The organism is Cellvibrio fibrivorans, from assembly GCF_031457055.1.
GTDB classification, from domain to species: Bacteria; Pseudomonadota; Gammaproteobacteria; order Pseudomonadales; family Cellvibrionaceae; genus Cellvibrio; species Cellvibrio fibrivorans.
Map to the genome: position 1 here is coordinate 1 of NZ_JAVDVX010000012.1, position 25834 is coordinate 25834.

The 25834-nt window shown below is 48.1% G+C and carries 16 protein-coding genes; 11 read left to right on the top strand and 5 right to left on the bottom strand.

Translation table 11 applies throughout. The annotated features are described in order from the left end of the window. The first annotated feature begins 1249 nt into the window (after nucleotides 1-1249). Nucleotides 1250-1978 (top strand): hypothetical protein, encoded by a 729-nt coding sequence (locus J2X05_RS20540; protein ID WP_310076207.1) that lies wholly within the window; start codon nucleotides 1250-1252, stop codon nucleotides 1976-1978. A 1301-nt stretch (nucleotides 1979-3279) separates the two neighbouring features. Here J2X05_RS20540 and J2X05_RS20545 read toward each other — a convergent pair. Both J2X05_RS20545 and J2X05_RS20550 read right to left on the bottom strand, forming a co-directional pair. Further along, a complete protein-coding gene (locus J2X05_RS20545; protein ID WP_310076209.1) occupies nucleotides 3280-3696 on the bottom strand; it encodes a PH domain-containing protein in 417 nt (138 codons plus the stop codon). 44 nt (nucleotides 3697-3740) lie between these two features. Beyond that, entirely contained in the window at nucleotides 3741-4223 is a 483-nt protein-coding gene (locus J2X05_RS20550; protein ID WP_310076211.1) for a nuclear transport factor 2 family protein, read from the bottom strand. A 397-nt stretch (nucleotides 4224-4620) separates the two neighbouring features. On the opposite strand from J2X05_RS20550, the gene J2X05_RS20555 reads away from it, so the two are divergent. The 5 genes from J2X05_RS20555 (at nucleotide 4621) to J2X05_RS20575 (ending at nucleotide 10953) form a co-directional block, all read left to right on the top strand. Beyond that, entirely contained in the window at nucleotides 4621-5970 is a 1350-nt protein-coding gene (locus J2X05_RS20555; protein WP_310076212.1) for a lysine N(6)-hydroxylase/L-ornithine N(5)-oxygenase family protein, read from the top strand. Next, on the top strand, nucleotides 5967-7220 hold the full coding sequence (locus J2X05_RS20560; RefSeq protein ID WP_310076215.1) for an MFS transporter: 1254 nt from the start codon (nucleotides 5967-5969) through the stop codon (nucleotides 7218-7220). Before J2X05_RS20555 ends, J2X05_RS20560 begins: the two co-directional genes overlap by 4 nt. Continuing rightward, nucleotides 7217-7798: a GNAT family N-acetyltransferase gene (locus J2X05_RS20565; protein ID WP_310076218.1), complete on the top strand. Its 582-nt coding sequence runs from the start codon at nucleotides 7217-7219 to the stop codon at nucleotides 7796-7798. The genes J2X05_RS20560 and J2X05_RS20565 overlap by 4 nt, the downstream gene beginning before the upstream one ends. Next, nucleotides 7785-9635: an IucA/IucC family protein gene (locus J2X05_RS20570; RefSeq protein WP_310076220.1), complete on the top strand. Its 1851-nt coding sequence runs from the start codon at nucleotides 7785-7787 to the stop codon at nucleotides 9633-9635. The genes J2X05_RS20565 and J2X05_RS20570 overlap by 14 nt, the downstream gene beginning before the upstream one ends. Before the next feature lie 139 nt (nucleotides 9636-9774). Then, entirely contained in the window at nucleotides 9775-10953 is a 1179-nt protein-coding gene (locus tag J2X05_RS20575) for an aromatic ring-hydroxylating oxygenase subunit alpha (RefSeq protein ID WP_310076222.1), read from the top strand. A gap of 64 nt (nucleotides 10954-11017) precedes the next feature. Here J2X05_RS20575 and J2X05_RS20580 read toward each other — a convergent pair whose 3' ends face one another. Further along, nucleotides 11018-12307 (bottom strand): PepSY-associated TM helix domain-containing protein, encoded by a 1290-nt coding sequence (locus tag J2X05_RS20580; RefSeq protein WP_310076224.1) that lies wholly within the window; start codon nucleotides 12305-12307, stop codon nucleotides 11018-11020. Between the two features lie 16 nt (nucleotides 12308-12323). Beyond that, a complete protein-coding gene (locus J2X05_RS20585; protein ID WP_310076227.1) occupies nucleotides 12324-14435 on the bottom strand; it encodes a TonB-dependent siderophore receptor in 2112 nt (703 codons plus the stop codon). Between the two features lie 470 nt (nucleotides 14436-14905). On the opposite strand from J2X05_RS20585, the gene J2X05_RS20590 reads away from it, so the two are divergent. Together J2X05_RS20590 and J2X05_RS20595 are read left to right on the top strand one after the other, a co-directional pair. Then, nucleotides 14906-19105 carry a cellulase family glycosylhydrolase gene (locus J2X05_RS20590; RefSeq protein ID WP_310076229.1) on the top strand — a complete coding sequence of 1400 codons (4200 nt, stop codon included), beginning with the start codon at nucleotides 14906-14908 and terminating at the stop codon, nucleotides 19103-19105. A 135-nt stretch (nucleotides 19106-19240) separates the two neighbouring features. Further along, nucleotides 19241-21061: a glycosyl hydrolase gene (locus J2X05_RS20595; RefSeq protein WP_310076231.1), complete on the top strand. Its 1821-nt coding sequence runs from the start codon at nucleotides 19241-19243 to the stop codon at nucleotides 21059-21061. Between the two features lie 69 nt (nucleotides 21062-21130). On the opposite strand, the gene J2X05_RS20600 is transcribed toward J2X05_RS20595, so the two are convergent. Then, nucleotides 21131-22165, bottom strand: a complete 1035-nt coding sequence (locus J2X05_RS20600; RefSeq protein WP_310076234.1) for an AraC family transcriptional regulator — start codon at nucleotides 22163-22165, stop codon at nucleotides 21131-21133. A 252-nt stretch (nucleotides 22166-22417) separates the two neighbouring features. Between J2X05_RS20600 and djlA the strand changes: the two genes are divergently transcribed. The 3 genes from djlA (at nucleotide 22418) to J2X05_RS20615 (ending at nucleotide 25183) form a co-directional block, all read left to right on the top strand. Further along, nucleotides 22418-23176: a co-chaperone DjlA gene (gene djlA, locus J2X05_RS20605; protein WP_310076235.1), complete on the top strand. Its 759-nt coding sequence runs from the start codon at nucleotides 22418-22420 to the stop codon at nucleotides 23174-23176. A 358-nt stretch (nucleotides 23177-23534) separates the two neighbouring features. Continuing rightward, on the top strand, nucleotides 23535-24185 hold the full coding sequence (locus J2X05_RS20610; RefSeq protein ID WP_310076237.1) for a GntR family transcriptional regulator: 651 nt from the start codon (nucleotides 23535-23537) through the stop codon (nucleotides 24183-24185). 71 nt (nucleotides 24186-24256) lie between these two features. Further along, nucleotides 24257-25183, top strand: coding sequence for an alpha/beta hydrolase (locus tag J2X05_RS20615; protein ID WP_310076239.1), 927 nt, complete (start codon nucleotides 24257-24259; stop codon nucleotides 25181-25183). Nucleotides 25184-25834 lie beyond the last annotated feature (651 nt).

Below are 25834 nucleotides of genomic sequence, written 5' to 3' on the forward strand. Positions count from 1 at the left end.
GATCATGCAATTAGCCGGTGCTTATAGTGCCCGCTAATTTGTGTGTTGCGATCATGCAATTAGCCGGTGCTTATAGTGCCCACTAATTTGTGTGTATATCGTGGGCGAGTAATGCCCATAGGCTCAATGTTCCACGGCCTTCCTGTGTGCTTTCCCTGTCTCTCTGGCCTGCTGTTCGTGTAAGGCTTTCACTGTATCAAGTGAGCATCACCCCCACATTATTGCCCTTACATGGTCTTAATTAGTCCGTGTTCCCCACTTTCATAAACCAGTGGGGCACGGTGCTTGGGGAACTTTTCCCCATTTAAATATATATAAATCAATAACTTAAAAATCGTTCCCCACATTCCCCGCGTTCCCCACCCAAAAAAGAGGGTAGGTGATATATTTTCTATATAAAACTAATCCCCCCGCCCCTTTATGTGGTGCTATTAGCGCGCCATGTTCCACGGAATTAGAGCGCGGGCTATTGCTATCAGGTTTATACGGATTAGCCTTTTTGCTGGTGCTGGTGCTGGTGCTGGTGCTGGTGCTGGTGCTGGTGCTGGTGCTGGTGCTGGTGCTGGTGCTGGTGCTGGTGCTGGTCAATGCATTACAAATTGCCTGAGGGCGTGGGGGGTATCAAAAAGTCCGAGGCCCATACCTAAATGACCGTTCCCCCAGTATTTCTTTCACAACTGAGCAATTGAATACAAAAAGCCAATATATGACGGGGGGCATCTACAACAGGTCACCCCCCCACCCTTTAGGTTCTTCCCCCTGATTAAAATCACACGGAGCAATGCCTCGCACAAAAGCGCCAAAGCTGTCCCGTCATGGGGGGTTGTGGTGGTATGGATGCGGCGGACGGAACAAACAGAAAATATTTTAAAATATTTTTCAGCGGCTTATCGGTCACCTAAATCGAGGGGTAGCGCTCAACACATGACGGTATCGGTGACGGTATTAAAGCAAACATGACAAATAAAAATACTTATGTATCAATATGATAAACAATAAAGACCAGTCCTTTCCTGGCACCAAACGATAAACCCCCGCTACGAAAGTAGCGGGGGTTTTTGTTTTGGGGTTTGAATAAACCTGCTATTTTCTCGCTAACCTGCCCGCCCAAAAAATAAACCATTAAGACCTGTGCCAGCTTAATAACCGCTTACACTCACCACGCAGAATACAAAGATGATTACATTAAAATGATGAAATGTTGAACGGATTCCCTGCAAAACCTAAAAATTAAAGAGTGGTAGCACCTATGAGTAGACTGTTGAAACTGAAAACGTGGGCAAGCCTTTCCGAGGTTGCGAAGAAAATCAGTGGAATTGCAGGTACATCAGTAACAATTGAAGATGTTTTGGATCTGGCAAAACATCGCAAAATCAGTATTTTTTGGGATATGAGAGGCCATTATTTACGAAGCATAGCAAATGCTGATGATACTTTCGAAGCTCACGGATATTACGAAATAGTTATGGGAGATTACCCTTGGAATAACGAGTGGCTGACGGTTCTGATTCGAAAAACCCTACCAAATGGTTCAACTATTGATAGCACTTTAGTTAAAGACAAAAACGGCAATTTATACGAAGTTGTTATGCCCATCCCCAGAACGAATAGTTTCTTCGGAGGCGATTTTTACCCATCAATTGAAGACATTTTTGTAACCATAGACGAGCTAACGGAATTTGAGGAAAGCTTCAAGAATGCTAGTGATCAGCGCCAAGAAAAACAAAATAAAGTTTTCAAAGGTATTTCGAATGACAGTTTTTTGGAAGCAGTTGGATTGATGGCCGTAATAATTGCAGAGCAAGATGAGAGCTATAAAAAACATGAGGGACAGTTAAATTCAAAAGCCATAGCCGACCTCGTACAGTCGAAAGCAAATAGTCTGTTAGGCGGAAAACATAAAGATAAGCACAAAGGACTAAGCAACTTAAATAAGGTTATCACTGCTGGTATTGACGAAATAAATAAACATATTTAAGAGTTTTCTGGCTGGCCATTGGCTGGCCAATGCGAACGTAGAAAAAACTTTTAATCTTTTCCTTGTGACTAACAATACTGGAATAGATAACTATGAACGCCCTCCAACAAACCGGTTTTTTAAGAATCAGCCAAATCTTTGGCAGCTCAAAAGCAACCCCATCCACCCGCCTCGAACGTATCGGAGGCAAAGTATGAGACGCAAAAATCGCAAAAATACTCCCCTCAAAAACTGGCTCAAAGATCTATTAAATGGATGTTTAAGGCTCACAATTGTCATCACCATCTTCCTGAGCGGTAACGACTACCAAATTACGACCGTTATACAGCTCAAAGCCTCGCACTACGAAGTGTCAAATCATAGGTTAGTGGTTGAAAACCAATCTACATACTTGCAGACAACTAACTTCCAGAGGCCAGATGTTATTTCACCACTCTCGTGTGTCACATAAATTCCAGTTTTAAAGCAAAGTTTTTGCAGCGATATATGCCAATGCGGTTTATCAGCTGTGGTGCCAGACATGTTTACTGGAGGTATTGTTTGATGACGTTCGGGACAGGATAAAACTACCGCCGAAGGCGATTAATTCAATTGCGCATATGATTGACAGGATTGATTTGCATCTTAAACAACAGATGCGGATGTAGAAAAATTAAAGGCGGCTTTTTTGGCCGCCTTTAGTTGATATGAGAGGGAATAACGCTTTACTTGTCAGAAGCAGCTGAAGCTAGTTGCCAGAGCACCAATAACATTATCACTACCACTAAGAATCCCATATCTCCTCCCAGAGAATTATCTTTCGCTGACGTTTGTACAAACATACAAGCAAGTTCAACCTCCAATGGTTAAGTAGTTTATGTAATTGTTGGGTCAAGCGACCAGTGGGCGAAGGACATATTTGGTGTGAGATATATCGTACAAGACGCGGCACATCGATCGTCCGGTAACATTATTAGCTCATTCGCAACATCACCATTTCGTGTGCCATCAAACTCTATCAATCCCAATACGCGTTTTTTCAACAATCCGCCCGGAAATTCATTCGCCCAATGGCAAGGTGCCTGCAGTGATGAAAAAGCCTGTGCCGAATAAAACAAATGCCGACGCGGTTTATCAGTTGTAGTGCCAGGCATGTTTGTTGGGGCTATTGTTTGATGAAGTTCGCGACAGAGTAAAACTACCACCAGAGGCGATTATTTCTATTGCGCATGTAATTGACAGGACTGATTTGCATCTTAAGAAACAGATGCGGATGTAGAGTGACGTTCTCTTTTGTAAGGCTGTGACGCTTTTCTTAACGATTAACTCATTTGTGCGCGACGCGCTGCCAAATGCTGTAGAAATTCACTTTTTTGCTTGGGTGAAATCATGATGGATTGACCTCTGCCATAATCAATTCGAAGCCGATCTAGCGACAGTGCCGGGCTAGACAATGGGTTGCGAGTGGGCGTAATGCCATTAATTTCTTGAATGGGTATCTGCCACTTGAATGGCCCGCTTTTCACCAGCAGAGCCGAATCAGTCAATGTATAACAGGTAGTTGTCATAAGCCAAAGCGGAATGCCTGCGCCGATAACAAACGCGGGCAAGGTGGGCAACAGCTCGTCACTATTTCCCGATATGAGCGACAATAAAAACGGAACGGTGCATAAAATAATCGCTGCGGCCAGAACAACGACCAACCATGTATCGATTTTTGATTTATATACCTGAACCATCTACTCCCCTCCGTGCCCACTAAAACAATAAATAGAATCAATATTTAATGATCATAACTTATCACACGCGCCAACTGCCAACCTTCACCTACTTTCCGCCATATATGCGTAAATTTGAAAATCGCGCAATCCTGCTTGCCATTGTTAAGGCTGCAAAATCTATGCTCCCCGATTTGTAATGCCCCGTAATCTTTAATGGGATAAACCTGCAAGCTCTCACGAATCAATTCACGCTGCAGGGTTTTATTATTAGCAAACATGGATTTGGAATTTTCCAGATTTTTCTGGTAATCGGAAAAGCCGCCTTTATCGTGATAAAACTCAAGATCTTTAGCAAATAAACTCGATGTAGTTTTCAACTCGCGCCGGTTAAACGCATCGAAAAAAAGCGTGTCCATTCTGAGAATTTCATTGTAGAGCTCGGTTTGTGAAGACGGAGAACTTCCTTCCGGCGCAGATTGGGTATCGCTTGCAAATGACGTATTGGTAACAAATAGCAGAGTGAAGATTAACAACAACTTTTCCATAGTTATGCCTCAGGTTGAAAAGGATTGGAGCGTATTTCAGTGAAATACCCTGCTTAGACACAGCAACCAATCAACTGGATTCACAAACATGTAGATCGCAGCGAAGAAACCAACTTCATACACCGATACGCTTGTTTTTTTACGGGGTCTTTAAACGAGTGATATCAAGAGTTTCACGCGAATCTTGTACAGCCCACACCCCACCCGCCCTACTCCTTCAACTTAAATCGATAAAAAACCTTCACGAACGCCGAAATTTTAAGTGCCACTAATAATGCCGTGTCGCCTAAATCTCTCGCATATCGATTTTCTTATCTATAACCTCCTCAAATACGAATAATTCTCATAAACATCTGCATTAAATTGTTATTTATAGCCATCCAGCAAGGGACAACAAATGTACAACGATGCCATTTATGATTTTGTTGCTGTGGGTGTAGGGCCGTTTAATTTAGGCCTTGCATGCCTGTCATCAGCCGTAACTGATTTGCGTTGCGTTTTTTTGGATAAAGAAGAGGAATTTAACTGGCATCCAGGCATGCTGATCGACGGCGTTACCTTGCAAAGCCCCTTTCTCGCCGATCTGGTTTCCATGGCAGATCCTACCAGCCCGTTCAGTTATTTAAATTACCGAAAGCAACAGGGCAGCCTGTTTAATTTCTATGTGCGTGAAAATTTTTATTTGGAGCGGCAGGAATTCAACCGGTACTGTCGATGGGCAGTTTCCCGGCTGGACAATATCCGTTTTAACCACCATGTCGAACAAGTGGTTTATGAACCTGAACAGCGCGTCTATCGGGTAGCGGGAATTGAAACCCAATATAAAAAACCTTTTAGTTTCCTGACAAAAAAATTGGTTGTTGGTGTTGGTATGAAACCGCGCATTCCCGATTGCCTTGGCGCTGTTCACCGTGGATTTGAATTACATTCATCACACTATCTGAAGAACAAACCGCAGTTACAGAAACAGAAAAAAATAACGGTTGTCGGCGGAGGACAGAGCGGTGCAGAAATATTTTATGACTTGCTGAAAGACAGCGAACATTTTGGTTATCAGCTTGATTGGGTGACGCGTGCGCCAAGATTTTTCCAAATGGAAACAGCAAAGCTGACGCTGGAAATTTTGTGCGGCGATTACGGCACTTATTTTCACGGGCTGGATATGCCCACAAAACAAAAAATTATTGAAGAACAAAAAAGTGTTTACTGCGGTGCAAATCAATCGCTACTCGATGAAATTTACGATTTTCTGGATGCAAGCCGACACAATAATTTACCGAAAGTCCAATTAATGTCGTGCATGAACCTAATCAATGTTGAGCCAGATAACAGCACTGATAACCGCACAAATGGATTCTTTCTGCAGTTCGCACATACGCAGACCGGCGAACAGTATCAAACGCATACCGATGGACTGGTTCTATCAAGCGGACACAAGTACGAAGTCCCCGCGTTTATGGAAGGTGTTTTCGACCGCATCGAACGCGATGAACAGGGCAAATATCTGCAGAAAGAAAACTGGGCGGTAGATATTCATGGACGGGAAATTTTTATTCAGAACGCGGGTTTTGAAAGCCACGGTTTGATCAATCAGGATCTGGGAATGTCCTGTTATCGCAATAGCCGCATACTCCGGGAAATTACCGGACGGGATATTTATTCCGTCGAGCGCCGCTTCGCATTCCAGAGTTTTGTTCCCGGAAATGAATCCGGTTGGGAAGCTATAGGTAGTGGAGTGCCACGATGACTCTACGCATTGCCATCCTGATAATGTCTGCGTGCGGCGTTATCAGCGACTCTATTCTCATCGCGTTTTATCCGCAATTTTTTGAACTGCGTTACGGGCTGACCAGCCCGGTGCATGTGGGGGCTTACATAGCGGCTATCTCGATTGCCGTCATGTGCGCCTTACCTTTTTGGGCAAAACTCACGCGCCGAATTGAAACGCTACACCTGCTATGGATAACGCAATTTTTAGCGGGATCACTGGCTATTGCCAGCGCACATGCACCGACAGTACAGGTGTATTGGGTACTGACCATGCTGATGTTCATTATGAAAGCGAGTTATCTGTTGCTTTTCCCCTACTTGATGCGCGCAGAAAAACCTGAAAATCACGGACTGGTAATTGGCATGGTGGCTGTTGTTGTCCATGTCGGTGCAATTTTTGGGGCTTCTGTGGGCGGCTCTGTATTGGAACATCTTGGCCCCGAAGCAAGTATGTACTTGATGTCGGCAGGAGATTTTGTGCAGATGGGAATTTGCTTTTTTCTGATTTTTTCCGTTAGCAAAGCCAGAACAAGCGAAGAGAAAACCAGAGCAAGCAATGACAAAACACCTGCGGAAAAAAATGAAAAATTGACGCGCCCTGCCGGTGCATGGATCGCACTGGCGAAACTCAGTGGCCTGATGTTGCTGTTCGATATGAGTGCCTATCTGGTGCGGCCATTCTTTTCCGTCTATTGGGAATCGATTTACGCGTCCGGCAACCAAACTATTACCGGAATTGTTTTTGCGATACCGGGCATGGTGGCCATTATCGGCCTGATCATCAACAAATCATTTTTGAAAAATAAATTTCGCAATCTGGATCATACCGCGGTGAACCTGCTGATCGGTGCAACCGGTTTACTGTTGCAAGCATCCTCATCGCCCTTGTTTGTACTTATTGGCCGCTGTCTTTATGGGTGGAGCCTGTTTCAAGTTGTCGTCAAGTTGGAAGTCACGCTATTTCGTATTAGTCAGCCCGCTTTTTATGACCGCGATTTTGCCGTTACCAATTTTTTCCAGAATTTCGGCGTGCTCCTCGCCTCTTTCGCGGCAGGGTATATCGTCAGTTGGATCGGTGTGCCTATGTCATTCGCGCTGGCTGCCGCCGGATTTATTTTCACTGCCATTATCGACCGAAGTGTATTTGGTGTTGACAGGCATCATCAACGCGGACTGGCGGCGCATCAACCACATCAACAAAAAAAGTTTGCCCTGGAGGAAGGATGAATAATTACGTTGAAGAATTTGGCCTGAACCCCTGGATAGATATCCGCTTATTGGATGTGGAAAAAGATATCGAAACGGTTCACTCCTGGTTTCTGATGGATTATGCCGCGTTCTGGAATATGCAGAACGCCTCACTGGAAGAAACCCGGAAAATCTATGACGAGATACAAAAAGGAAACCACATGGAAGTTTATCTCGGGTTTTATAAAAACCACCCTGCCTTCTTGATGGAATGCTATTGGCCGGAATTGGATGAAGTTGGAAAACATTATTCCGTTAAGCCGGGCGATATCGGCATGCACTTTATGGTTGGCCCGGCTACCGAAAAACCTATTTCCGGGTTCACCCGCGACGTGCTGCGCCACATTATGGCGTTTTTGTTTTTTCAAAAAAATGCCAAGCGGGTGGTGGTGGAACCGGATGTGAGAAATGACAAGGTGCATAAGTTAAACGCATTTGTCGGTTTCCATTATGACGGCATTGTCCAGCTGGAAAAAAAACAAGCCAGCCTCGGATTTTGTTCAAAAGAAAACTTTATAAACTCACTACAGAGGGTAAATACCAGTGAATCAATTTAATTATCAACAACCAGAATCCGCCGTAGCGCACCTGTCTCCAGAGTCCTGGGCACTGGCTAATCGCCACCTGGTTTGCAAAGCGCTAAGTGAATTCAGCCACGAGCAAATCTTCACCCCCAAATTGATTGAACATATGGATGGTGGATGGGCGGCTTATCAAGTTCAAGCAGACGAACCCAATTGCAGTTATTTTTTCAATGCGAAGAAAATGTATCTGCGTCACTGGCGGATAGCGAAAGAATCTATCAAACGAGTGGTCGCCGGCGAGCCGGTTAATTTGGATGCATTGGTGTTGATTAATGATTTTAAAAAAACGCTGGGGATAGCCGAAGAAAAATTGCCTATTTACCTCGATGAAATCAGCAGCACCTTATACGGCGCCGCATACAAAATGCGAAATTCCGATATTCCCTGTAGCGAGTTGGTTGATGCGGATTACCAAACATTCGAATCGTCCATGACGGAAGGACACCCAGGCTTCGTCGCCAATAACGGACGGATAGGGTTTGATGCCTATGATTATAAAGCTTACGCACCGGAAACAGGCAGTGATTTCAATATTATCTGGCTGGCGGTACATCGGGGCCACGCTGAATTTGCCTGCGTGAAAGAGCTTGAATATTACAGCTTTATCAAGCGCGAAATCGGTGCGGAGCTATTTGATAAGTACATTAACAAACTTGTCACTATGGGTTTAAACAGCGATGACTATTATTTTATGCCGGCGCATCCCTGGCAGTGGTATACCAAGTTAAGTATTGCGTTTGCTGCTTATGTGGCAAACAGAAAAATTGTTCCATTGGGAATCAGTACCGATAGTTATGCAGCCCAGCAATCCATCAGAACCTATTTCAATAAATCGAATACTGAAAAGAGTTATGTCAAAACTTCGCTCTCCATTTTAAATATGGGATTTATGCGCGGCCTTTCTCCGTACTACATGAAAGGAACGCCCGCTATTAACACGGTTTTGCAGGATATTATTGCTAACGATAAAACCCTGAACCGTCTTGGCTTCTCCATTCTGCGCGAAATCGCATCAATTGGTTTCAGAAATTATTACTACGAAACCGCGCTCACCAAAGACAGTCCCTACAAAAAAATGTTTTCCGGGCTCTGGCGTGAGAGCCCCATTCCATTGCTGAAAGACGAGGAGCGGTTGATGACCATGACGGCTCTTTTGCACGTGGATTATGACGGTAGGGCGCTGATCGCAGAATTGATAGAGCGTTCTGGTTTATCGCCAGAGGCCTGGTTGACACAATATTTTGATGCTTTCTTACAACCGCTTTTGCATTGTTTTTATGCGCACGATTTAGTGTTTATGCCGCACTGCGAAAATCTGATTGTGGTGCTCGATGGCTACACCCCAAAACGGGTGTTTATGAAAGATCTGGCGGAAGAATGTGTCATTTTGAACAAGGATGCCAAAGTTCCTGAAGACGCTGCGCGGATGGTGGTGGACGTACCGGAAGATTACAAACTGCTGGGTATTTTTATCGATGTATTCGATGGTGTATTCCGTTTTATGTCACACATTCTGGAAGAAAGCGGAACCATTCAAGAAGAGCAGTATTGGCGGCTAGTGGCGCGATGCGCACAAACTTATCAGGCGCAGCATCCGGAGTTAACACATAAATTCCAGCGCTACGATTTTTTTGCCCCGACATTTATGCATTCTTGCCTGAACCGTTTGCAGCTTAAAAATAATTTGCAAATGATAAATCTCGCCGACCCTGCTTCCAGCTTGATTATGGCCGAACCACTCAGTAATCCGGTTGCGCAATTTGCGGATGAAAAACAAACCGTTTATCGCCAAAAAGAAGCTGCATGCTGAGATTTGTGACTTTGCTGTCGCGCACGAAGGATGAAGCCAATCGACTGATTCCTGAATGCGCGGTAAGTGTCGATACTGAATCATCCGTATGGATTACGCGCTACAGGCCACATTATTTTATTGATTAGAGGGGCAAACAATGGGCAGGTCAATGTACAAGTTGTTGGATAATCTGGATCGATACTCCGCCAGTTACAACGATATATGGCTCGTTCCCGAAGAGCAGTTGGCGTTGCCCATTGAAGCCTATTGTTCAGAAGACATATTTCGCGAGGAGCAGGAAAAAATATTTTCCCGTTCATCAATTTATGTGGGGCATGAAGCCATGGTACCTAACATCGGCGATTGGCATGCCCTGCCGCACGAAGAAAACTCGCGCGTACTTATCAGGAATGAAAATGGGGTCGAACTTATTTCCAATGTTTGCCGGCACCGGCAGGCCATTATGTTGGGCGGTACACCAGACCCCGACAATATTCGCCGGGGTAAATTGGAATCGACAGGCAACCGTATTTTTTGCCCCATACACGCCTGGAGTTACGATCAAACCGGGAAGCTGTTAAACGCACCAAAATTCGCAAAACAACCGCCTTGCGCAAATCTGCAACGGTTTCCATTAAGCAATGTGTCCGGCTTATTATTCGAGGGAAAACGCAACCCCGCTGCAGATATGGCAACTCTGTTTGCCATGCCGGAATTCGACTTCAGTGATTATGTGTTGGGACATGTAGAGCCGCATTCGTGCGCCTACAACTGGAAAACGTTTCTTGAAATTTATAACGATGATTATCACATCGCCGCATTTCACCCGGGGCTGAGCCGCTACGTTAATAGCAAAGGTTTGAAATGGGATTACGGTGACTGGTTTAGCATGCAGCGGATTGGTGTCTCGCCCAACCTGAACCGTGCAGGCACAAAAACCTATGAGGCCTGGCACACCGACTTACTCTCCTACAATCAGGGATTAACACCTGAGTTTGGCGCGATCTGGGCAACCTATTACCCCACACACATGATTGAAGTTTTCCCTTACGCACTGGTGTTGTCCACGTTATACCCAAAATCTGTGCACAGCACGTTGAACGTTGTGGAGTTTTATTATCCGGAAAAATTATTGGAACAATATCCGGACCTCGCTGAATCGCACCGCAAAGCCTATATGGAAACTGCTCTGGAGGATGATGAAATTGCTGAACGTGTCGAAGCCGGACGACGAGCCCTATATCGACTCGGCGTGAATGAAGTGGGGCCTTATCAAACTCCCATGGAAGATGGTATTCGCCACTTTCACGGATGGTATAGATCGTTGATGAAATGACATGTGCGATGAAAAAACTAGCAGAATGAGCCCAATCGAGATGAGCTCAAACTGCTTTTTTAATTTAAGAAGGCTGAACTCCGCCAGGTAATTCAGCAGCTACTTCCTGACCAACTTTCCGTGCATTACGCGCTTTGTATCTTTTATGCCAGATAATCACTCCTGTGATACTCAGCATCGCAATAACCAAGCCCATTATTGAAATCAGGATGCGCCCGGGCAACCCGAGAATACGACCTGAGTGCAACGGGAATTGAGCTTGTACAAACAGGTCAGCCGCAGTCCCTTTCCAAGGGGTAAAGTCACCGAGCAGCTCGCCACTTTTTGCATCCAAAAATACGGCTTTATGCCCGACACCACCAGCACCATGCCCCTCTGCTGCAGAAAAAAACTCAATCCGGTATATGCCAAATTCGCGTGAGTACCAGACACTATTTACTGGTTGGGACCACCCCTTGTCTGCTCCCGCTTGTTGCCCCAAGGCGATAGCCTGAGTGAAGCCGTAACCCGGTTCGATAGGGTTGTCGTGATCTGATGGAGTACGTTGATCAAAAGGGGTTGGGGTCACATCGGACACCATCGACATCACCGGGAAAAATACTTCCCGATACAGATTCAGGGAGAAACCCGTGAAGGCGATGACAAACAACAGCACCCAAGTCCAGAGGCCGAAAGCGCGATGCAGGTCGAAATTCAATTTGGTTGGGCCGCCGCTCCAGCGAATCTTCCACGCCGGTTTCCAGCGTTGCCAATAGCTGCCGCTGCTATCGCCAATGACGGGTGATGCCACTTGAGCGCTGCGTTTGCGTCTGGGTAAAGTCAGGTAAAACCCGATAAAACAATCGATGGTCCAGGTCAGGGCAACCACACCGAGCAACCAAATACCCCAGTGATCAGTGCCCATAAACTCGGGAATGTGCAAACTAAAATGCAATTTGTAGAGAAAGGAGACGAAGTTTTCGGTGGTGATCGGCCAAACCGCGCCCCACTCCCTTTTACCCAATATCTCGCCCGACACCGGATCGACATATACCTGGTTAAAACCTGGCTCATATAGCTCTCCGGTTTCCGGGTTAACCCTGGGTTCCACCCAATAGTAATAGGCGTGCCCGGGCTCAACCGATAACTCGTAGTAGGTTACCTGTACTTGGGGATATTGCCGCTCCACCTGTTCGGCCAAATCTGTCGCACTCTGCGGGCTGCCAACCGTGGTGGCATCCAGCAAGTGCGGATTCAGCCAATCATCCAGCTCGTGATCCCAGGAAATAATGGCACCGGTCAACCCGGTAATAACCAGAAATCCGGCAATCGCGAGCCCGAAATAACGGTGAAGCAAGGTAAAGAAAGTGCGCATAGATTTGTCTCTTTAATTAATAGCGCCAGGTAATAGAACCCATTACATTGCGAGGGGCGCCGTAGTTGGCCTGCCCCCACTGTGGACTCAACAGGTATTTTTCATCGCCCGCGTTATTCACATTCAGCGCTAAAGTCAGGTTTGTTGTGACGGCATAGCGTGCAAAAAGATCCACGAGGGCGAGATCGCCCTGCACCTGGGTATCGCCGTAATAGAGCTCATTCTGCCAGTTCACCCCTGCGCCCACACGCAAGCCTGAAATTGCCGCCACATTGTAAGCCGTCGCCAACTTAAACTGATGAGTCGGAATAAAGCGGCGGGTATCTTTGCCGTTATCGTCCTGGACATTGACGTGGGTGTAACCAGTGCTGATATTCAAACCAGTTAACACTTCACCGGCCAGCTCCACTTCAAATCCATCACTGTCAAACCCGACACCGCGATAGATATTTAAACCGGATGTGGTATCACGGGTTACCCATTCGCCAAAGTTTTCCTGTCTGGATTCAAACATTGCCAAAGTGAGGACAGCGTTACCGGCAAAAACTTCTTGCTTAACACCGATTTCAGAACTCTCTCCGCGCACTGCGCCCAAGGGCGCCAAGTCGGCATCAACCCAAGTCTGGGGATTGAACACTTCGCTGTAGCTGGCGTAAAGCATAGTGCCCTGAAGAATTTCGTAGGTAATACCGGCATATGGCACAGTCTCGTCGTCGGACGCCGCCTGCGGAGCACCGTAACTAATACCGTCTTGTTCGATATCCACTGTGCGGGCACCCAACAGAACGGAAAGCGCATCGGTGAGGTTCAGGCGAGTCGATACATAGTAGGAATCTTGCGTCTGATCTATGTAGGTGGACTGGGATGCAGCATCGTAAACATCAAATTCCGGCAACGCCGTTTTGCCCTCAGCCCAGGCTGCGCCCACAGGGTTGTAATTCCATTCATCGGTGTAAATGGAGCGCCCGGTCAGGGTGATATCCGCCAGATTAATACCGGCCACCAACTCGTGCTCTTGCCCCAGGAATGAAAAAGACCCGCTGACAAACAGATCGACGATTTCTTCTTCGTCTGCGGCCTGATAGAGGCTGGCGTGCGCCAGTAATCCCGCTTCAGTCACAGGATCAGGTGCGCCCGCCAGATAAAGTGATGTCCACTCGCTATCCAGATCGTTGCGCGTGAAAACCGCTTTCGCCGTCCAGTTCGCGCCCAAGCCCTGTTCCAGCTCAGCGAAGCTGCGGGTTTGCTCAACATCCTGATAGGCCCAGTCCGGGGCGGTATTAGTGGATACATCGTAATCGGTCAGGGAGCCATCGCTGTAAAACAGCGGCAAGGCGCCGGATGAATTGCCATCGCTGTGGCTGTCGTTGATGCTATGGCCCAGGGCGAAACGTGTGCTATCGGTGATTGCGCCGCTGACGATGCCGTAGAACACAGTCAATTCTTTGCCGTAGCGATCCAGATAGGAATCCCCATCTTGCTTGGCCATCACCAATCGCCCATTGAGCTTGTCAGCAATAATCGGCCCAGAGATATCGCCATCCAAGCGATATTGGTTCCAGCTACCGGCTGAGCCAACCAGCGACGCTTGCGTTTCGACAGTGGGGCGTTTGCGCAAATAGTTAATAGTCGCGGAGGGATTGGCGAGGCCGGTGATCAAGCCAGTCGCGCCTTTTACCACTTCAACTTGTTCGTAAATGGCCGTGTCTTCGTGACCCTGTGTCAGGCCATAAGAGAAGGGAACACCCATGCCATCGGTTTGAAAGTTAACGATGTCAAAGCCGCGCGCCGTGTAATAAGTGCGACCGGTCTCTACTTGCTCAACGGTGACACCAGGGACATAAGCCAAGAGCGAATTCACCTCGCGCAGGGAAAAGTCATCGATCTGGTCGCGGGAGATTACCGATACCACCTGCGGGGTTTCCAGCACTGTGAGGTTCAGTTTGGTCGCGGTTTTGGTTTTATCGGCCTCGCCATAAACATAGGTAGTTTCAATCTCGCCTTTGCTGGCGTCGCCGTAAGGCTGGTTAGATGCTCCCGATTGCTGGTTGGTTTGCGCTATGGCACCAGCTCCCCAAATAACACCCGCAACAGACAACGCTAAAGCGCTGCGAGATAACTTACGCATAACCACTCCTAAATAACGCTTGTTTCAGGCTGAATCGCCCCGGAAATACATGTGAAATGTTGATATAAACGCAATACTAAATCATCAGCAAATGAGAATCAATATCACAATCATTATCAGCATAATCATAAAACATGCTTCCCGTTGTCTGCGCATGGAGTCTTGGGAGAGCCGCGGGGACAAAGAGTCAGTCTTAGGTTCGCCAACACGAATGTCACCCCAGTTCACATTTCTTGAATCGCTCGCCCCTAATAACTAGTCATCTATGCGTTTTTACGCGGATGAGTAGAGTAAATCGCCCTCTTAATTAGTATCTGCAACAGGTCAGCCGCGGTGTTTGCCGTGTTTTTTTGACCGCACAAGTAACCGATTACACATAAATCCGATAAATATTGTAATCGTATTCAACTGGGGAATAGGCATTCATATGCCCTCCGTATCGATCATAAAAATAATCTCTAGAGGTATCTATGCATAAGCAATTTGCAAAGTGGTTTCCCGCTTCTGTGCTTGCGCTGAGTCTCTGCTCACCGGCGGCTCTGGCAGGGTTTAGTGTGCAAGGCGGTAAATTGGCAGAAGGTAACGGCGTGCCGTTTGTGATGCGCGGGGTTAACCACGCTCACGTTTGGTACAAAGACACCACGCCCCAGGCGCTGCGCGATATAGCCGCGACAGGTTCCAACACCGTCCGCATTGTATTGGCTAATGGCACTGGCGGATTAGGTGGACGCGTGGGCGGCGCGGAAGTCGCGCAGGTCATCCAATGGTGTAAAGACAACAAACTGATCGCGGTGCTGGAGGTGCATGATGCGACCGGTTACGGCGATGGAGGCAATGCAGAGAACCCGCTCAATACCGTTAATTACTGGTTGAGTTCTGACATCCGCAGTGCACTCAACAATCAGGAAGATTACGTCATCATCAACATCGCCAACGAGCCTTTGGGCAATAACCGGGCGGGCGAATGGACCTCATTACAAACTCAATCTATCCAAAGAATGCGTCAGGCGGGCATCAAACACACCATCATGGTGGATGCGCCTAACTGGGGGCAGGATTGGTCGAACACCATGCGCAATAATGCGACCTCAGTGTTCAATGCCGACAGCGAGCGTAACACCGTGTTTTCCGTGCATATGTACGAGAGTTACGGCAATTCCTCTGCCGTTCAAAGCTATTTGCAGGATTTTAAAAATAAGAATTTGCCCGTGGTTGTAGGCGAATTTGGCGCCGACCACAAGGGCGCCAATGTTGACGAAGATGCCATTATGGCGGTCAGCCAACAGCTAGGCTTTGGTTATTTAGGTTGGTCCTGGTCGGGCAACAACGCCGAAACCAAATCGCTGGATATCGTCAATAATTTCAACGTGAATAGCCTCAGCTCCTGGGGTAATCGGTTGATCAATGGCACTAACGGCATTAAGCAAACCTCCAAATTGGCGACAATTTTCGGCGGCCAATCCAGCTCAAGTAGCGCATCGTCTACGGTTCCCAATATCGCCTTTGGCAAACCGGCCAGCGCTTCTTCATTTGAAGGCGCAGGTTACGAGGCAGCAAAAGCCTTTGATAACAATGGCGCGACCCGTTGGGCTTCGGCACTGACAGCGGGAACCGCCAGTTTGTCGGTGGACTTGGGGGCTTACTACGACATTACCGGCCTGCGCTTGAGCTGGGAGGCGGCCTATGCCAGTGGCTACAACATCCAGATCTCCAGCGACAATGTGAACTGGACCAACCTGTTCAGCAAAACCAATGGCAGCGGTGGGGTAGAGAACATCAGCATCACCGGCCAAGGTCGCTACCTGCGCATCAATATGACCACCAAGGCCAATCCGGCTTGGGGCTACTCACTCTGGGATATAGCGATTTTTGGCACAGGGGCGAACGGTTTTAGTTCAAGCGCCCCCTCAAGCATCTCGTCCAGCAAATCATCCAGCAGCTCGAGTATCACAAACGCCACGGGCCGTTTGGTAAGCCAGAATGGTCGCTTGCGCACCCTCAACGGCCGGCTGGTAAATGAGCGCGGTCAGGCATTCCAGTTGCGCGGCATGAGCACCCATGGTTTGCACTGGTATCCCCAGTTCGTGAACTCCAGCAGCTTCAAATGGTTGCGGGATGACTGGAATTCCAACGTCGTACGCTTGGCGATGTACACCAAAGAAGGCGGCTACCTCGATAACCCCGCCGTACTGGATACACTCTGGAAAGGTATTGATGCCGCCATCGCCAACGACCTTTATGTGATTGTGGATTGGCATATTTTGAGCGACGGTAACCCGCTGACTCACAAAGAACAGGCCAAAACCTTCTTCCAACGGGTCACCGCCAAATACGGCAATATCCCCAACATTATTTATGAAATTGCCAACGAACCTAACGGGGTAGATTGGGAATCCTCGATCAAACCCTATGCCAACGAAGTAATTCCGGTGATTCGCGCCGGTGCTCCCGATGCTTTTGTGATTGTGGGAACCGCCGTGTGGAGCCAGCGCCTGGATCAGGTGGTTGCCAGCCCGCTTACCTTCAACAATGTGGCTTACGCCCTGCACTTTTACGCCTGCTCGCCGGAACATCAGGAACCACTGCGCGCCATAGTGCGGGCGGCGGCCGATGCGAAGTTGCCAATCGTCTCAACCGAGTGGGGCAACAGTGAGTACACGGGCAACGGCAGCATCTGCCCGGATCAAACCAATATCTGGCTAAACCTGCTGGATTCCTATGGCATTAGCTGGGTTAACTGGTCGCTGTCAGACAAGAATGAAACCTCTGCGGCACTCAGGGCTGGCGCTAGTGGAACCGGCGGCTGGAGCAGCGCGCAACTGAGCGATTCCGGCAACTTCGTGCGCAACCGTTTGCGCTCTTACGGAGTGAACGTGCCCTCTTCCAGCTCGTCCAGCAGTATCAGTTCTTCGCTTCCACCTTCCAGCTCCAGCAGCTCGATTATTTCTACCAGCCCGCTCACCTGTGTGGTCACTCAAACTGGCAGTTGGCAAGGCGGTTATCAGTTGGATGTGAAAGTCACCAACACCGGCGCTGCGGTGCAAAACTGGACGGTTTACCTGAATTATCCGCAAACCGCTGCGATCACCAACAGTTGGAACGCCACCCTGACCGGCAGCGGAACCAACCGGGTTACCGCAACCAATGTGAGCTACAACGGCAACCTGGGTTCAGGTGCATCAACCACCTTTGGTTTGACCGGCAATACCTCCGGCGCGCTGATTCTGCCAAGCTGTTCCGGCCAGCCGGTGGTGGTGACCTCATCGTCCCGGCCATCCAGCTCGGTTGCACCCAGCTCGCGCTCGTCGGTTGTACCCAGCAGTTCAAGTGTGACAACGACCTCCAGCTCAATTCCTTCCACTAGCTCTTCAATTGCACCCAGCTCTCGCTCAAGTTCATCAGTATCGAGTGTTGCACCGGGTGTACGTCTGGATAACCCGTTCGTAGGCGCCCAGTGGTACCGGGACCCAGTCTGGTCAGATAAGGCGCAGGCAGAACCCGGTGGTTCCAAAATCTCCGGCTACAACACCGCCGTATGGATGGACCGCATCGGGGCTATTGCACCGACCGACGGCAGCTGGGGCCTGCGCGATCACCTGGATGCCGCGCTGGACCAAAATGCCAACGTGATTCAGGTAGTGGTGTATGACCTGCCCAACCGCGATTGCCATGCGCTGGCGTCCAACGGTGAGTTAAAACAAGGCGCTGAGGGTTCAAACCGCTATCGCACTGAATACATTGATGCTTTAGCAGCAATTTTTGCCGATCCCAAATATCGCGACCTGCGCATCATCGCGATTATTGAGCCGGACTCGCTCCCCAATCTGGTGACCAACCTGAGCACACCCGCCTGCCAACAAGCGGCTGACGCGACCCATGGTTATGTCGCCAATACCCGTTACACCCTGAGCAAGTTGTATGCGATTCCGAACGTCTACAGCTATGTGGATATTGGTCACTCCGGCTGGTTAGGTTGGAGCGAGAATTTCGGTAAAGCTGTGACTTTGATAGGCGACGCGATCAAGGGCGCAACGGGCGGCGTTAACTCCATCGCCGGATTTGTCTCCAACACCTCTGGCTACACACCTTTGTACGAGCCCTTCCTGGATTCGCTGGCCAATAGCGCCTTCCCCGGTGGCGGCAGCCAAACCCGTCAAGCCAAATTCTATGAGTGGAACCCGCACTTCAGCGAAGTCTCCTTCGTGCAGGCGTGGCGTTCGGCGATGATCTCAGCGGGCTTCCCATCCTCCATAGGTATGTTGGTGGATACCTCGCGCAACGGCTGGGGTGGTACTAACCGTCCAACTGCACGCTCTACCAGCAGTACGCTGGACTCCTTTGTCGATCAATCGCGCATTGACCGCCGCGCGCATCGCGGCAACTGGTGCAACCAACCCGGCGGTGTGGGCGAGCGCCCGCAAGTTGCTCCGCTTGCCGGTATTGACGCCTATGTATGGGTAAAACCGCCGGGCGAATCAGACGGCGCGGCCTCGCTGGCATTGTCATACGACCCGCAAGATCCAGCCAAAGGCTTTGACCGCAACTGCGACCCCACCTTCACCAATGCTGCCGGTACCACTACCGGCGCACTGGCCAACGCACCCGTTGCTGGACGTTGGTTCAAAGAAGGATTCCAGGTGCTCTTGAACAACGCCTATCCACCCTTGTAGCCCCCCGGTCTTTCGCGCGTGGGCAGTTTGTTTGCGCGCGATTGGCTTCTTGAGCTTGCCCAGGGACGGGCTCTTTTTAATCCTCCCGGCCGCCCGCTGTAGAACAGGGCGGCGCATAAACAGGCAGACACTATTATGAAAAAACCATTTCTTGCAGGATTCATTATCAGCGCCGCCAGCAGCCTGCTGGCGAGTAGCGCGCTTGCCCAAAGTAGTTGTGGCCAGACACCGGCTGATCCGGATGCAAACCTGCAGGCCAAAAACCTGCTTTGCTACCTGAAAAATAACAGTTTTATCTCCGGCCAAACCGATATGCCCGATGCCGATAAAGTCCAACAGTGGACTGGGCGTTACCCCGCAATCATCGCGTTCGATTTTTATCGCTACACCGACGGCGATACCTCTGAAACGCAAAAGGCCATCGATTTTGCCAAAATCAAAAAAGGCATAGTGGCCTTTCAATGGCATTGGAAATGCCCGCGCGGTGGCGAGTACTACACCGATTGCGCCTTTGATCAGGACATGAATAACCCCAACTCCAAGCTGTATCAGGATATCGACGTGGTTGCGCGCGAACTGAAAAAAATGGGCGACGCGGGCGTACCGGTATTGTTCCGCCCGCTCCATGAAGCCAACGACAATTTCATGTGGTGGGCCAAAAAAGGCGCCGACAATTACAAGCGTTTGTGGAAGCTGATTTACGATCGCGTCAACGCGCAGGGCGTGAATAATGTGCTTTGGGTATTCAATGGCATGGCCAGCACCGGCGGCTATCGCAGTAACATGCGCGACTGGTACCCCGGCGATAACATGGTGGACTCGGTCACTTCGGATTACTACCAAAGCTGGACTGACTACAACACGCTCAAAGCCATCGGCAACAATAAAATCGTCGGCATCGCCGAAACCTTTAACGCACTCAATCCCGCTAACGAACCGCCCTTTTCATTTTCAATCGTTTGGGCATTTCGCGATTGTTATCGCACCCAGGGGCAACCCAGCTCTGGCGATGTAAAAGGTTGCGAAAACTCCTGGCGCACCGCCATGAGTAACAGCAAAACCATCTCCATCGATCAGTTGCCGGATTTCTCCGCCACCAGCAGCTCCAGCTCGTCCGCCGGACCGGTTAATTTAGCGCTGGGTAAGGCAGCAGTTGCCAGCTCCACAGAAGGCGCGGGTTACGAGGCCGCCAAATTGGTTGATGGCAACGGGGCGACCCGTTGGGCATCGGCATTAAATGCGGCGAATGCATCGGTAACGATTGATTTGGGCAGCTATTACGACCTGTCCGGCGCGCGCCTGCAATGGGAGGCCGCTTACGCCACCGCGTATAACATTCAAATTTCTACGGACAATGTGAATTTTTCCAACCCGATTTTCAGCAAAAATAATGGCGCGGGCGGCATTGAAAATCTGTCGTTCGTTGGGCAAGGACGCTACCTGCGCATCAACCTGACCGGCAAAGCCAATCCCAACTGGGGCTATTCGCTGTGGGAGGTCTCAGTCTTTGGCGATTCGACCACTGCCTCCTCGGTGAGCAGCGCAGCTTCTTCGGACAGCATAAGTTCAGCGGCGAGTAGTTCATCGGTAGCGAGCAGCTCATCAAGAGCAGCCAGCTCTTCTGTCGCCAGTAGCGCATCCAGTGCTGCGCCCAGCCAATTTACCTGCACGGTTACACGTACGGGCAGTTGGTCGGGCGGCTACCAGGCAGATGTGCGGGTTACTAACACAGGAGCTGCGGTAAATGGATGGAAGGTTTATTTAAATTTTGCGCAAAATGCACAAATTACCAGCGGCTGGAACGCAACACTGGCGGGTAACGGTACCACTAAAGTGACTGCAACCAACGTAAATTATAACGGTACTTTGGCGAGCGGCGCATCCACCAACTTTGGCTTTACCGGAAATACTGGCGCTAATTTTTCATTGCCTGGCTGCTCTGGCACAAGCAACTAATACTACCGATTTGCTTTGCTTGATCACGGTCGCACACATCTGTGTGTGACCGTTTTTTTGTGCGTAAAATTATTCTGTCAAAGCTGTAGATGAACGTGCGTTGCGCCGATATTCACTCGGCGTACATCCGGTAGCTCGCTTAAAGATCCGTTGAAAAGATGACTGGCTGTTGAATCCGGATTTATAAATAATGTCGAGGATGGAAACATCATCCATGTCCGGTGCGCTGAGCAAACGCTTGGCTTCCTCGACGCGCAAACCATTAATAAAATCAAAAAAATTCAGTTGGTAATGGGTGTGCAAAATCGCGGACAACACCCGTGGTTTAAGGCCTGCAGCTTCCGCGAAGCGGTCGAGGTTGATGTTATTTTCCAGATATATTTTTTGTTCGTTAATCGCGCGCTCAACCAATGCTATTTTGGAATCATCCAGCGGTTGGTTGCCAATTTTTTTAACATCGTATTGGGTTACGTTCAATAACTCTTTGGCGTTAATCAAACCCAAAACCAATAGTGCATTGAGTTGAACGACGACGAGATAATCCTCCATATTGCCGATGACGTCATTCACTTCCTCACTCAGGAAATTGCCTACCACATATTGGAAAAACGCCCAGCTCCAGTGGGTGACAAAACTCCACAATACAAAATAATCCAATTTAAACTTAGCGGGTGATACCACCGAATAAAGATGGTGTTGTTGTTCATGCAAACGGCGGATAACGGAGAAGCAGGCCACTATATACACAATCGGCAAGCAGCGAATAATGGTCCATGCAAAGCGCGCTGCCGCCTCGCGCTCGGCAGGCATTTCTGTTTTTAAAATCCAGGAGACACCGTCTACATCAAATACAATCAAGACCAGCGTCACCAAACCAAAAGGCGATAGATGCAACCAAATTTTCCACTGTTTGAAATCAATAGTTTCGATCAATGAGCGAAAATAAAAATATAAACAGGGCCCTTGCAATAACAACGCGAAAGCAGTGAACACGGGCGCAACCAAGGTGGTGTTGATCCAGAGCACGCGCAGTTGGTCATTCCAGGAGAGCAGCGTCACCACCACCCAAATAGCGTTCAGCACAAAAAAGAATGACAAAAGCATGCGCGACTGGGGTCTTGCAGTCGGCAACACTTTAAGTAGCCCAACTAAAAACAGGCACTCAATAAACGTGAGAATTAGGACCGCGTCGTGAAGATTGAGAAAATTTGCATTCATTATTATTAATATCCAAAACGTCATTCCAGCACTGCCATAAACGGCAACTTCCGTAATCCGGGATGTAGCGCAATGTCATATTAAGATGTAGGCTTTGGTAAAACAATGAGATAAACCTGTAACAGGAAGATCATCCTCATGGCCGACAAGCGCCAAAGTATTCGCGCAGCTTTTTTGAAGGCGACATTTAGTTTTTTGGGGTATATCGCCAGTTGCGACGGACAAATCAACCGTGAGGAAGTGAATCGCATTAAAGTCCATATGAAAAAGATGCACTTGTCCGAGGATGAGCAGCGCAATGCGCTGCTGTTATTCAAATCTGGCACTGCACCCGACTTTAATGCGAGTCAGGCCTTGGTGGAGTTTCGCGCAGCAACAACCCCCAAACTGATCCAGATTTTATTGGTGCACCTGCTCACCATGGCGCGTGCTGATGGGTTCCTGATGGAAAAAGAGCTGCATGCGCTGCTGTGGGTCGCACGGGAACTTGGTTACAAAAGCATAGTGTTCAATCACTTGTTAAAAATGATTTACGAGCAAGACCAACTCGCCCTGAGCCGCAATCCGCCGCAGCCTGCACAACCCGATACCTACAGTGCACCACAACCTGAGCCAAATAAAGAACAGAAAAAAGCAAACACCAACGCCCATCAACCAACTGGCAATCGCCATCAGGACCTACACAAGGCCTACAAAATACTGGGTGTGACGACTGAGATGACTGAAGATGAAATCCGGCGAGCCTATAAAAAACTGGCGAGCCAGCTCCATCCCGATAAATTAATGAGTCAGGGTCTGGCGCAAGAACAAATGCATATAGCCACCGAACGTTTTAAACGGGTTCAGGCTGCCTATTCTTTTATTAAGAAACATCGCTCAATCTACTCCGCCCGTTAAATTGGCGCTGCCAATCACCCCCTCGGTATTTTCTAAAAAAAGAGCTGACGCATAAGCCTGTCTCTCTCAAAAAAAATTGTAGAAATATCGGTGTAACCGAAATCATTTGCTCATCACTAGCACACTAGTTCACCAGCCTCGAACGATTTACACACGCAATTGATTGATAAGCATATTGAAATATTGTATGTTTTAATTATGGTAATATTGACTACAAGATAGATTGATCACAATAGCTGTGCTTCCTGGATGATTTGTCAGGTGTATTCACATAGTGAGGATCGATTTGGAGGCGCAGAGAATTTTTGATGCCGCTTTTTAGCGATATATAGGCGTAATTTTATTATTTGGAAATCAAATGCTCAGCGTATCAGTCTACGATCTTATAAAAGTCAAAATCGCATCCATGGAATATGCACCCGGCAGCAATTTCTCGGAAATGGAATTAGCCAATGAGCTGGGCATACCTCGAGGAAAAGTAAGGGAAGCGTTTAATTTGCTGTCGCAAGATAAGTTGGTTCAGGTTATCCCGCAAAGATGCACCACTATCTGCAAACTGGAGCTGGGAAATATTTTAGATTCGATCTTTATCGTCAGGTCAATACTGATTGCGATCGTTAAAGATGTGCATCTCGCCTATCTTGACAAGACCTTGCCGTTGTCGCGATTACGGGAAAATTTATTAGCTCTGGAAAAGAACAACAATTTTTCAGAGGTAGCATTTTTCAAGCTCGATCACGACTTTCATCTAACACTGTCGGAGTTAAGTGGATTCCCGCGTTTAAATAAAATTATTTTTAAAGAAAAACTAAATATTGATAGAACCTTGAGGCTATCGGTAAAACGGCAGGCAGATTACGTAACCATCCTCAGGATTTATGGGAAAGTGATTGACACTTTACTGGCAGGTGCGCCCGACAAATCGATTAAGGCCCTGTGCGAATTAGCCAGCATGCTTGAGACATGCGCAAATGCCGCAGTCAAAAATCATCCGCATTTGTTTAAATAAGCTTATAAAAAAATAAAAGCACGTTTTTTTCCTCTCAACTATAAAAATGTTTGTTAATCGGAGTCCTCCCTATGCAGCGGCAATTTATTCGTTTTTTTCAATCGTTAGTCTTGGGTTTTTGCCTGGTCAGTAGCGCAGCATTTGCCCAGGATGGAAAAATGTACCCCATAGAAGCGCCGAAAGAACCTGGCGCTATTCCTCTGGGTACAGGCGGTGTCGATGATCAACCGGCGAAAGAATCCTGGTTTCGCCAATGGGGCGACCCTATGGCGAGAAATATTTCAACGGCAACATTAACGCCCTTTCTCGCCGACCCCAAAAAAGCAACCGGCACCAGCGTCATAGTTGCACCCGGTGGTGGGTTTATGTGGCTGTCGATGGGCAATGAGGGCTGGGAAGTTGCTGAAGCACTTGCAGCGCGCGGCATCAATGCATTTGTATTGAAATACCGGTTGCAACCAACCGCTGACTCATTGGAAGCATTTGAAACACAAATGACCCAGCGATTTGCAGAAGCAGCAAAAAATTCGAGCGATAAAACGCCGCGTGCAAGACCCGGTGGAAACCTTGAAAACCAATTGGAAGATGCGGAAGCCGCCTATGCGCTAATTGAGAGCCGCGCTAAAGAGTGGAATGTCGATATGAAGAAAATTGGCATGATGGGCTTTTCTGCTGGAGCAGGCTTAACCATGGCAACCACACTGCAATCGAAAAAAGTAAAGCTGGCTTTTATTGCGCCTATCTACGGCGGCATGAACGCGGTTGAAGTACCCAAAAACGCACCACCCATGTTCGCGGCAATCGCGGTTGATGATTTCCTTTTCCATGGTGAATTCGGATTAATAAAATCCTGGTATGACGCCAAGGTTCCAGTGGAATTTCACCTGTACCAAAACGGTGGACATGGTTTTGGATTAGGCAATCCGGATCGCACTAGTAACAAATGGTTCGATGCGTTTATGCATTGGCTGGATGTGAATAAATTTATCCAACATTAAGATCATTCAATTAACGGAGCGGGCTTCTCTGTAAGCCTGCTCCGTTGTGTTAGCCTGCAATACAAATCCCCTCCTATAGATTACGCTGATTATCCACTTCACATTTCGCGCGCAAGCTATTTAACGCCTGTTATCCTTTTTTAAAATTTAAATAATAATTTTTAGTCAAATTTCACTTGCTTCAAAATCGGTAACTATTAATCTGGCTGACATAGACGCGGCATTAACTGCACACAATCACACCTGCAAAAAAATATTCACATTTCAAAACTAAAAATTGCGCAAAAATTTTTACCTTTAAATAATTTTTCCCTGGCAATGCTGTTTGATTATGCCTGGCACTTAAATAGTAGAACCAGATCATAAAAAAACACTTCCCATGCCCGATTTGTAGAACCAGTTTGCTAAACCGACACTTTTGTAAAAAACTCCAATATCCATATAAACATACAATATTTAAAATTCATTCGGTCGAGACAGATCGCCAGCCACAATTCTTCAGCTGACCCTCACATAAAAACAGCATTCCTTCTCTCGATTAAAAAACCTGCTCCTAGCGATCAGGATGCGTCAACACACCAGCAGCCCTTCGGAGATCAATAATGACATTAACTACCCGGCAGTTTAATCACGCTTATTTATGTGGAGGTA

What these genes read in the sequence shown, in the direction of transcription:
- J2X05_RS20540 (WP_310076207.1), top strand. Translation starts at nt 1,250, where the DNA reads ATGAGTAGACTGTTGAAACTGAAAACGTGGGCAAGCCTTTCCGAGGTT.
- J2X05_RS20545 (WP_310076209.1), bottom strand. Translation starts at nt 3,696, where the DNA reads ATGGTTCAGGTATATAAATCAAAAATCGATACATGGTTGGTCGTTGTT.
- J2X05_RS20550 (WP_310076211.1), bottom strand. Translation starts at nt 4,223, where the DNA reads ATGGAAAAGTTGTTGTTAATCTTCACTCTGCTATTTGTTACCAATACG.
- J2X05_RS20555 (WP_310076212.1), top strand. Translation starts at nt 4,621, where the DNA reads ATGTACAACGATGCCATTTATGATTTTGTTGCTGTGGGTGTAGGGCCG.
- J2X05_RS20560 (WP_310076215.1), top strand. Translation starts at nt 5,967, where the DNA reads ATGACTCTACGCATTGCCATCCTGATAATGTCTGCGTGCGGCGTTATC.
- J2X05_RS20565 (WP_310076218.1), top strand. Translation starts at nt 7,217, where the DNA reads ATGAATAATTACGTTGAAGAATTTGGCCTGAACCCCTGGATAGATATC.
- J2X05_RS20575 (WP_310076222.1), top strand. Translation starts at nt 9,775, where the DNA reads ATGGGCAGGTCAATGTACAAGTTGTTGGATAATCTGGATCGATACTCC.
- J2X05_RS20580 (WP_310076224.1), bottom strand. Translation starts at nt 12,307, where the DNA reads ATGCGCACTTTCTTTACCTTGCTTCACCGTTATTTCGGGCTCGCGATT.
- J2X05_RS20585 (WP_310076227.1), bottom strand. Translation starts at nt 14,435, where the DNA reads ATGCGTAAGTTATCTCGCAGCGCTTTAGCGTTGTCTGTTGCGGGTGTT.
- J2X05_RS20590 (WP_310076229.1), top strand. Translation starts at nt 14,906, where the DNA reads ATGCATAAGCAATTTGCAAAGTGGTTTCCCGCTTCTGTGCTTGCGCTG.
- J2X05_RS20595 (WP_310076231.1), top strand. Translation starts at nt 19,241, where the DNA reads ATGAAAAAACCATTTCTTGCAGGATTCATTATCAGCGCCGCCAGCAGC.
- J2X05_RS20600 (WP_310076234.1), bottom strand. Translation starts at nt 22,165, where the DNA reads ATGCTTTTGTCATTCTTTTTTGTGCTGAACGCTATTTGGGTGGTGGTG.
- djlA (WP_310076235.1), top strand. Translation starts at nt 22,418, where the DNA reads ATGGCCGACAAGCGCCAAAGTATTCGCGCAGCTTTTTTGAAGGCGACA.
- J2X05_RS20610 (WP_310076237.1), top strand. Translation starts at nt 23,535, where the DNA reads ATGCTCAGCGTATCAGTCTACGATCTTATAAAAGTCAAAATCGCATCC.
- J2X05_RS20615 (WP_310076239.1), top strand. Translation starts at nt 24,257, where the DNA reads ATGCAGCGGCAATTTATTCGTTTTTTTCAATCGTTAGTCTTGGGTTTT.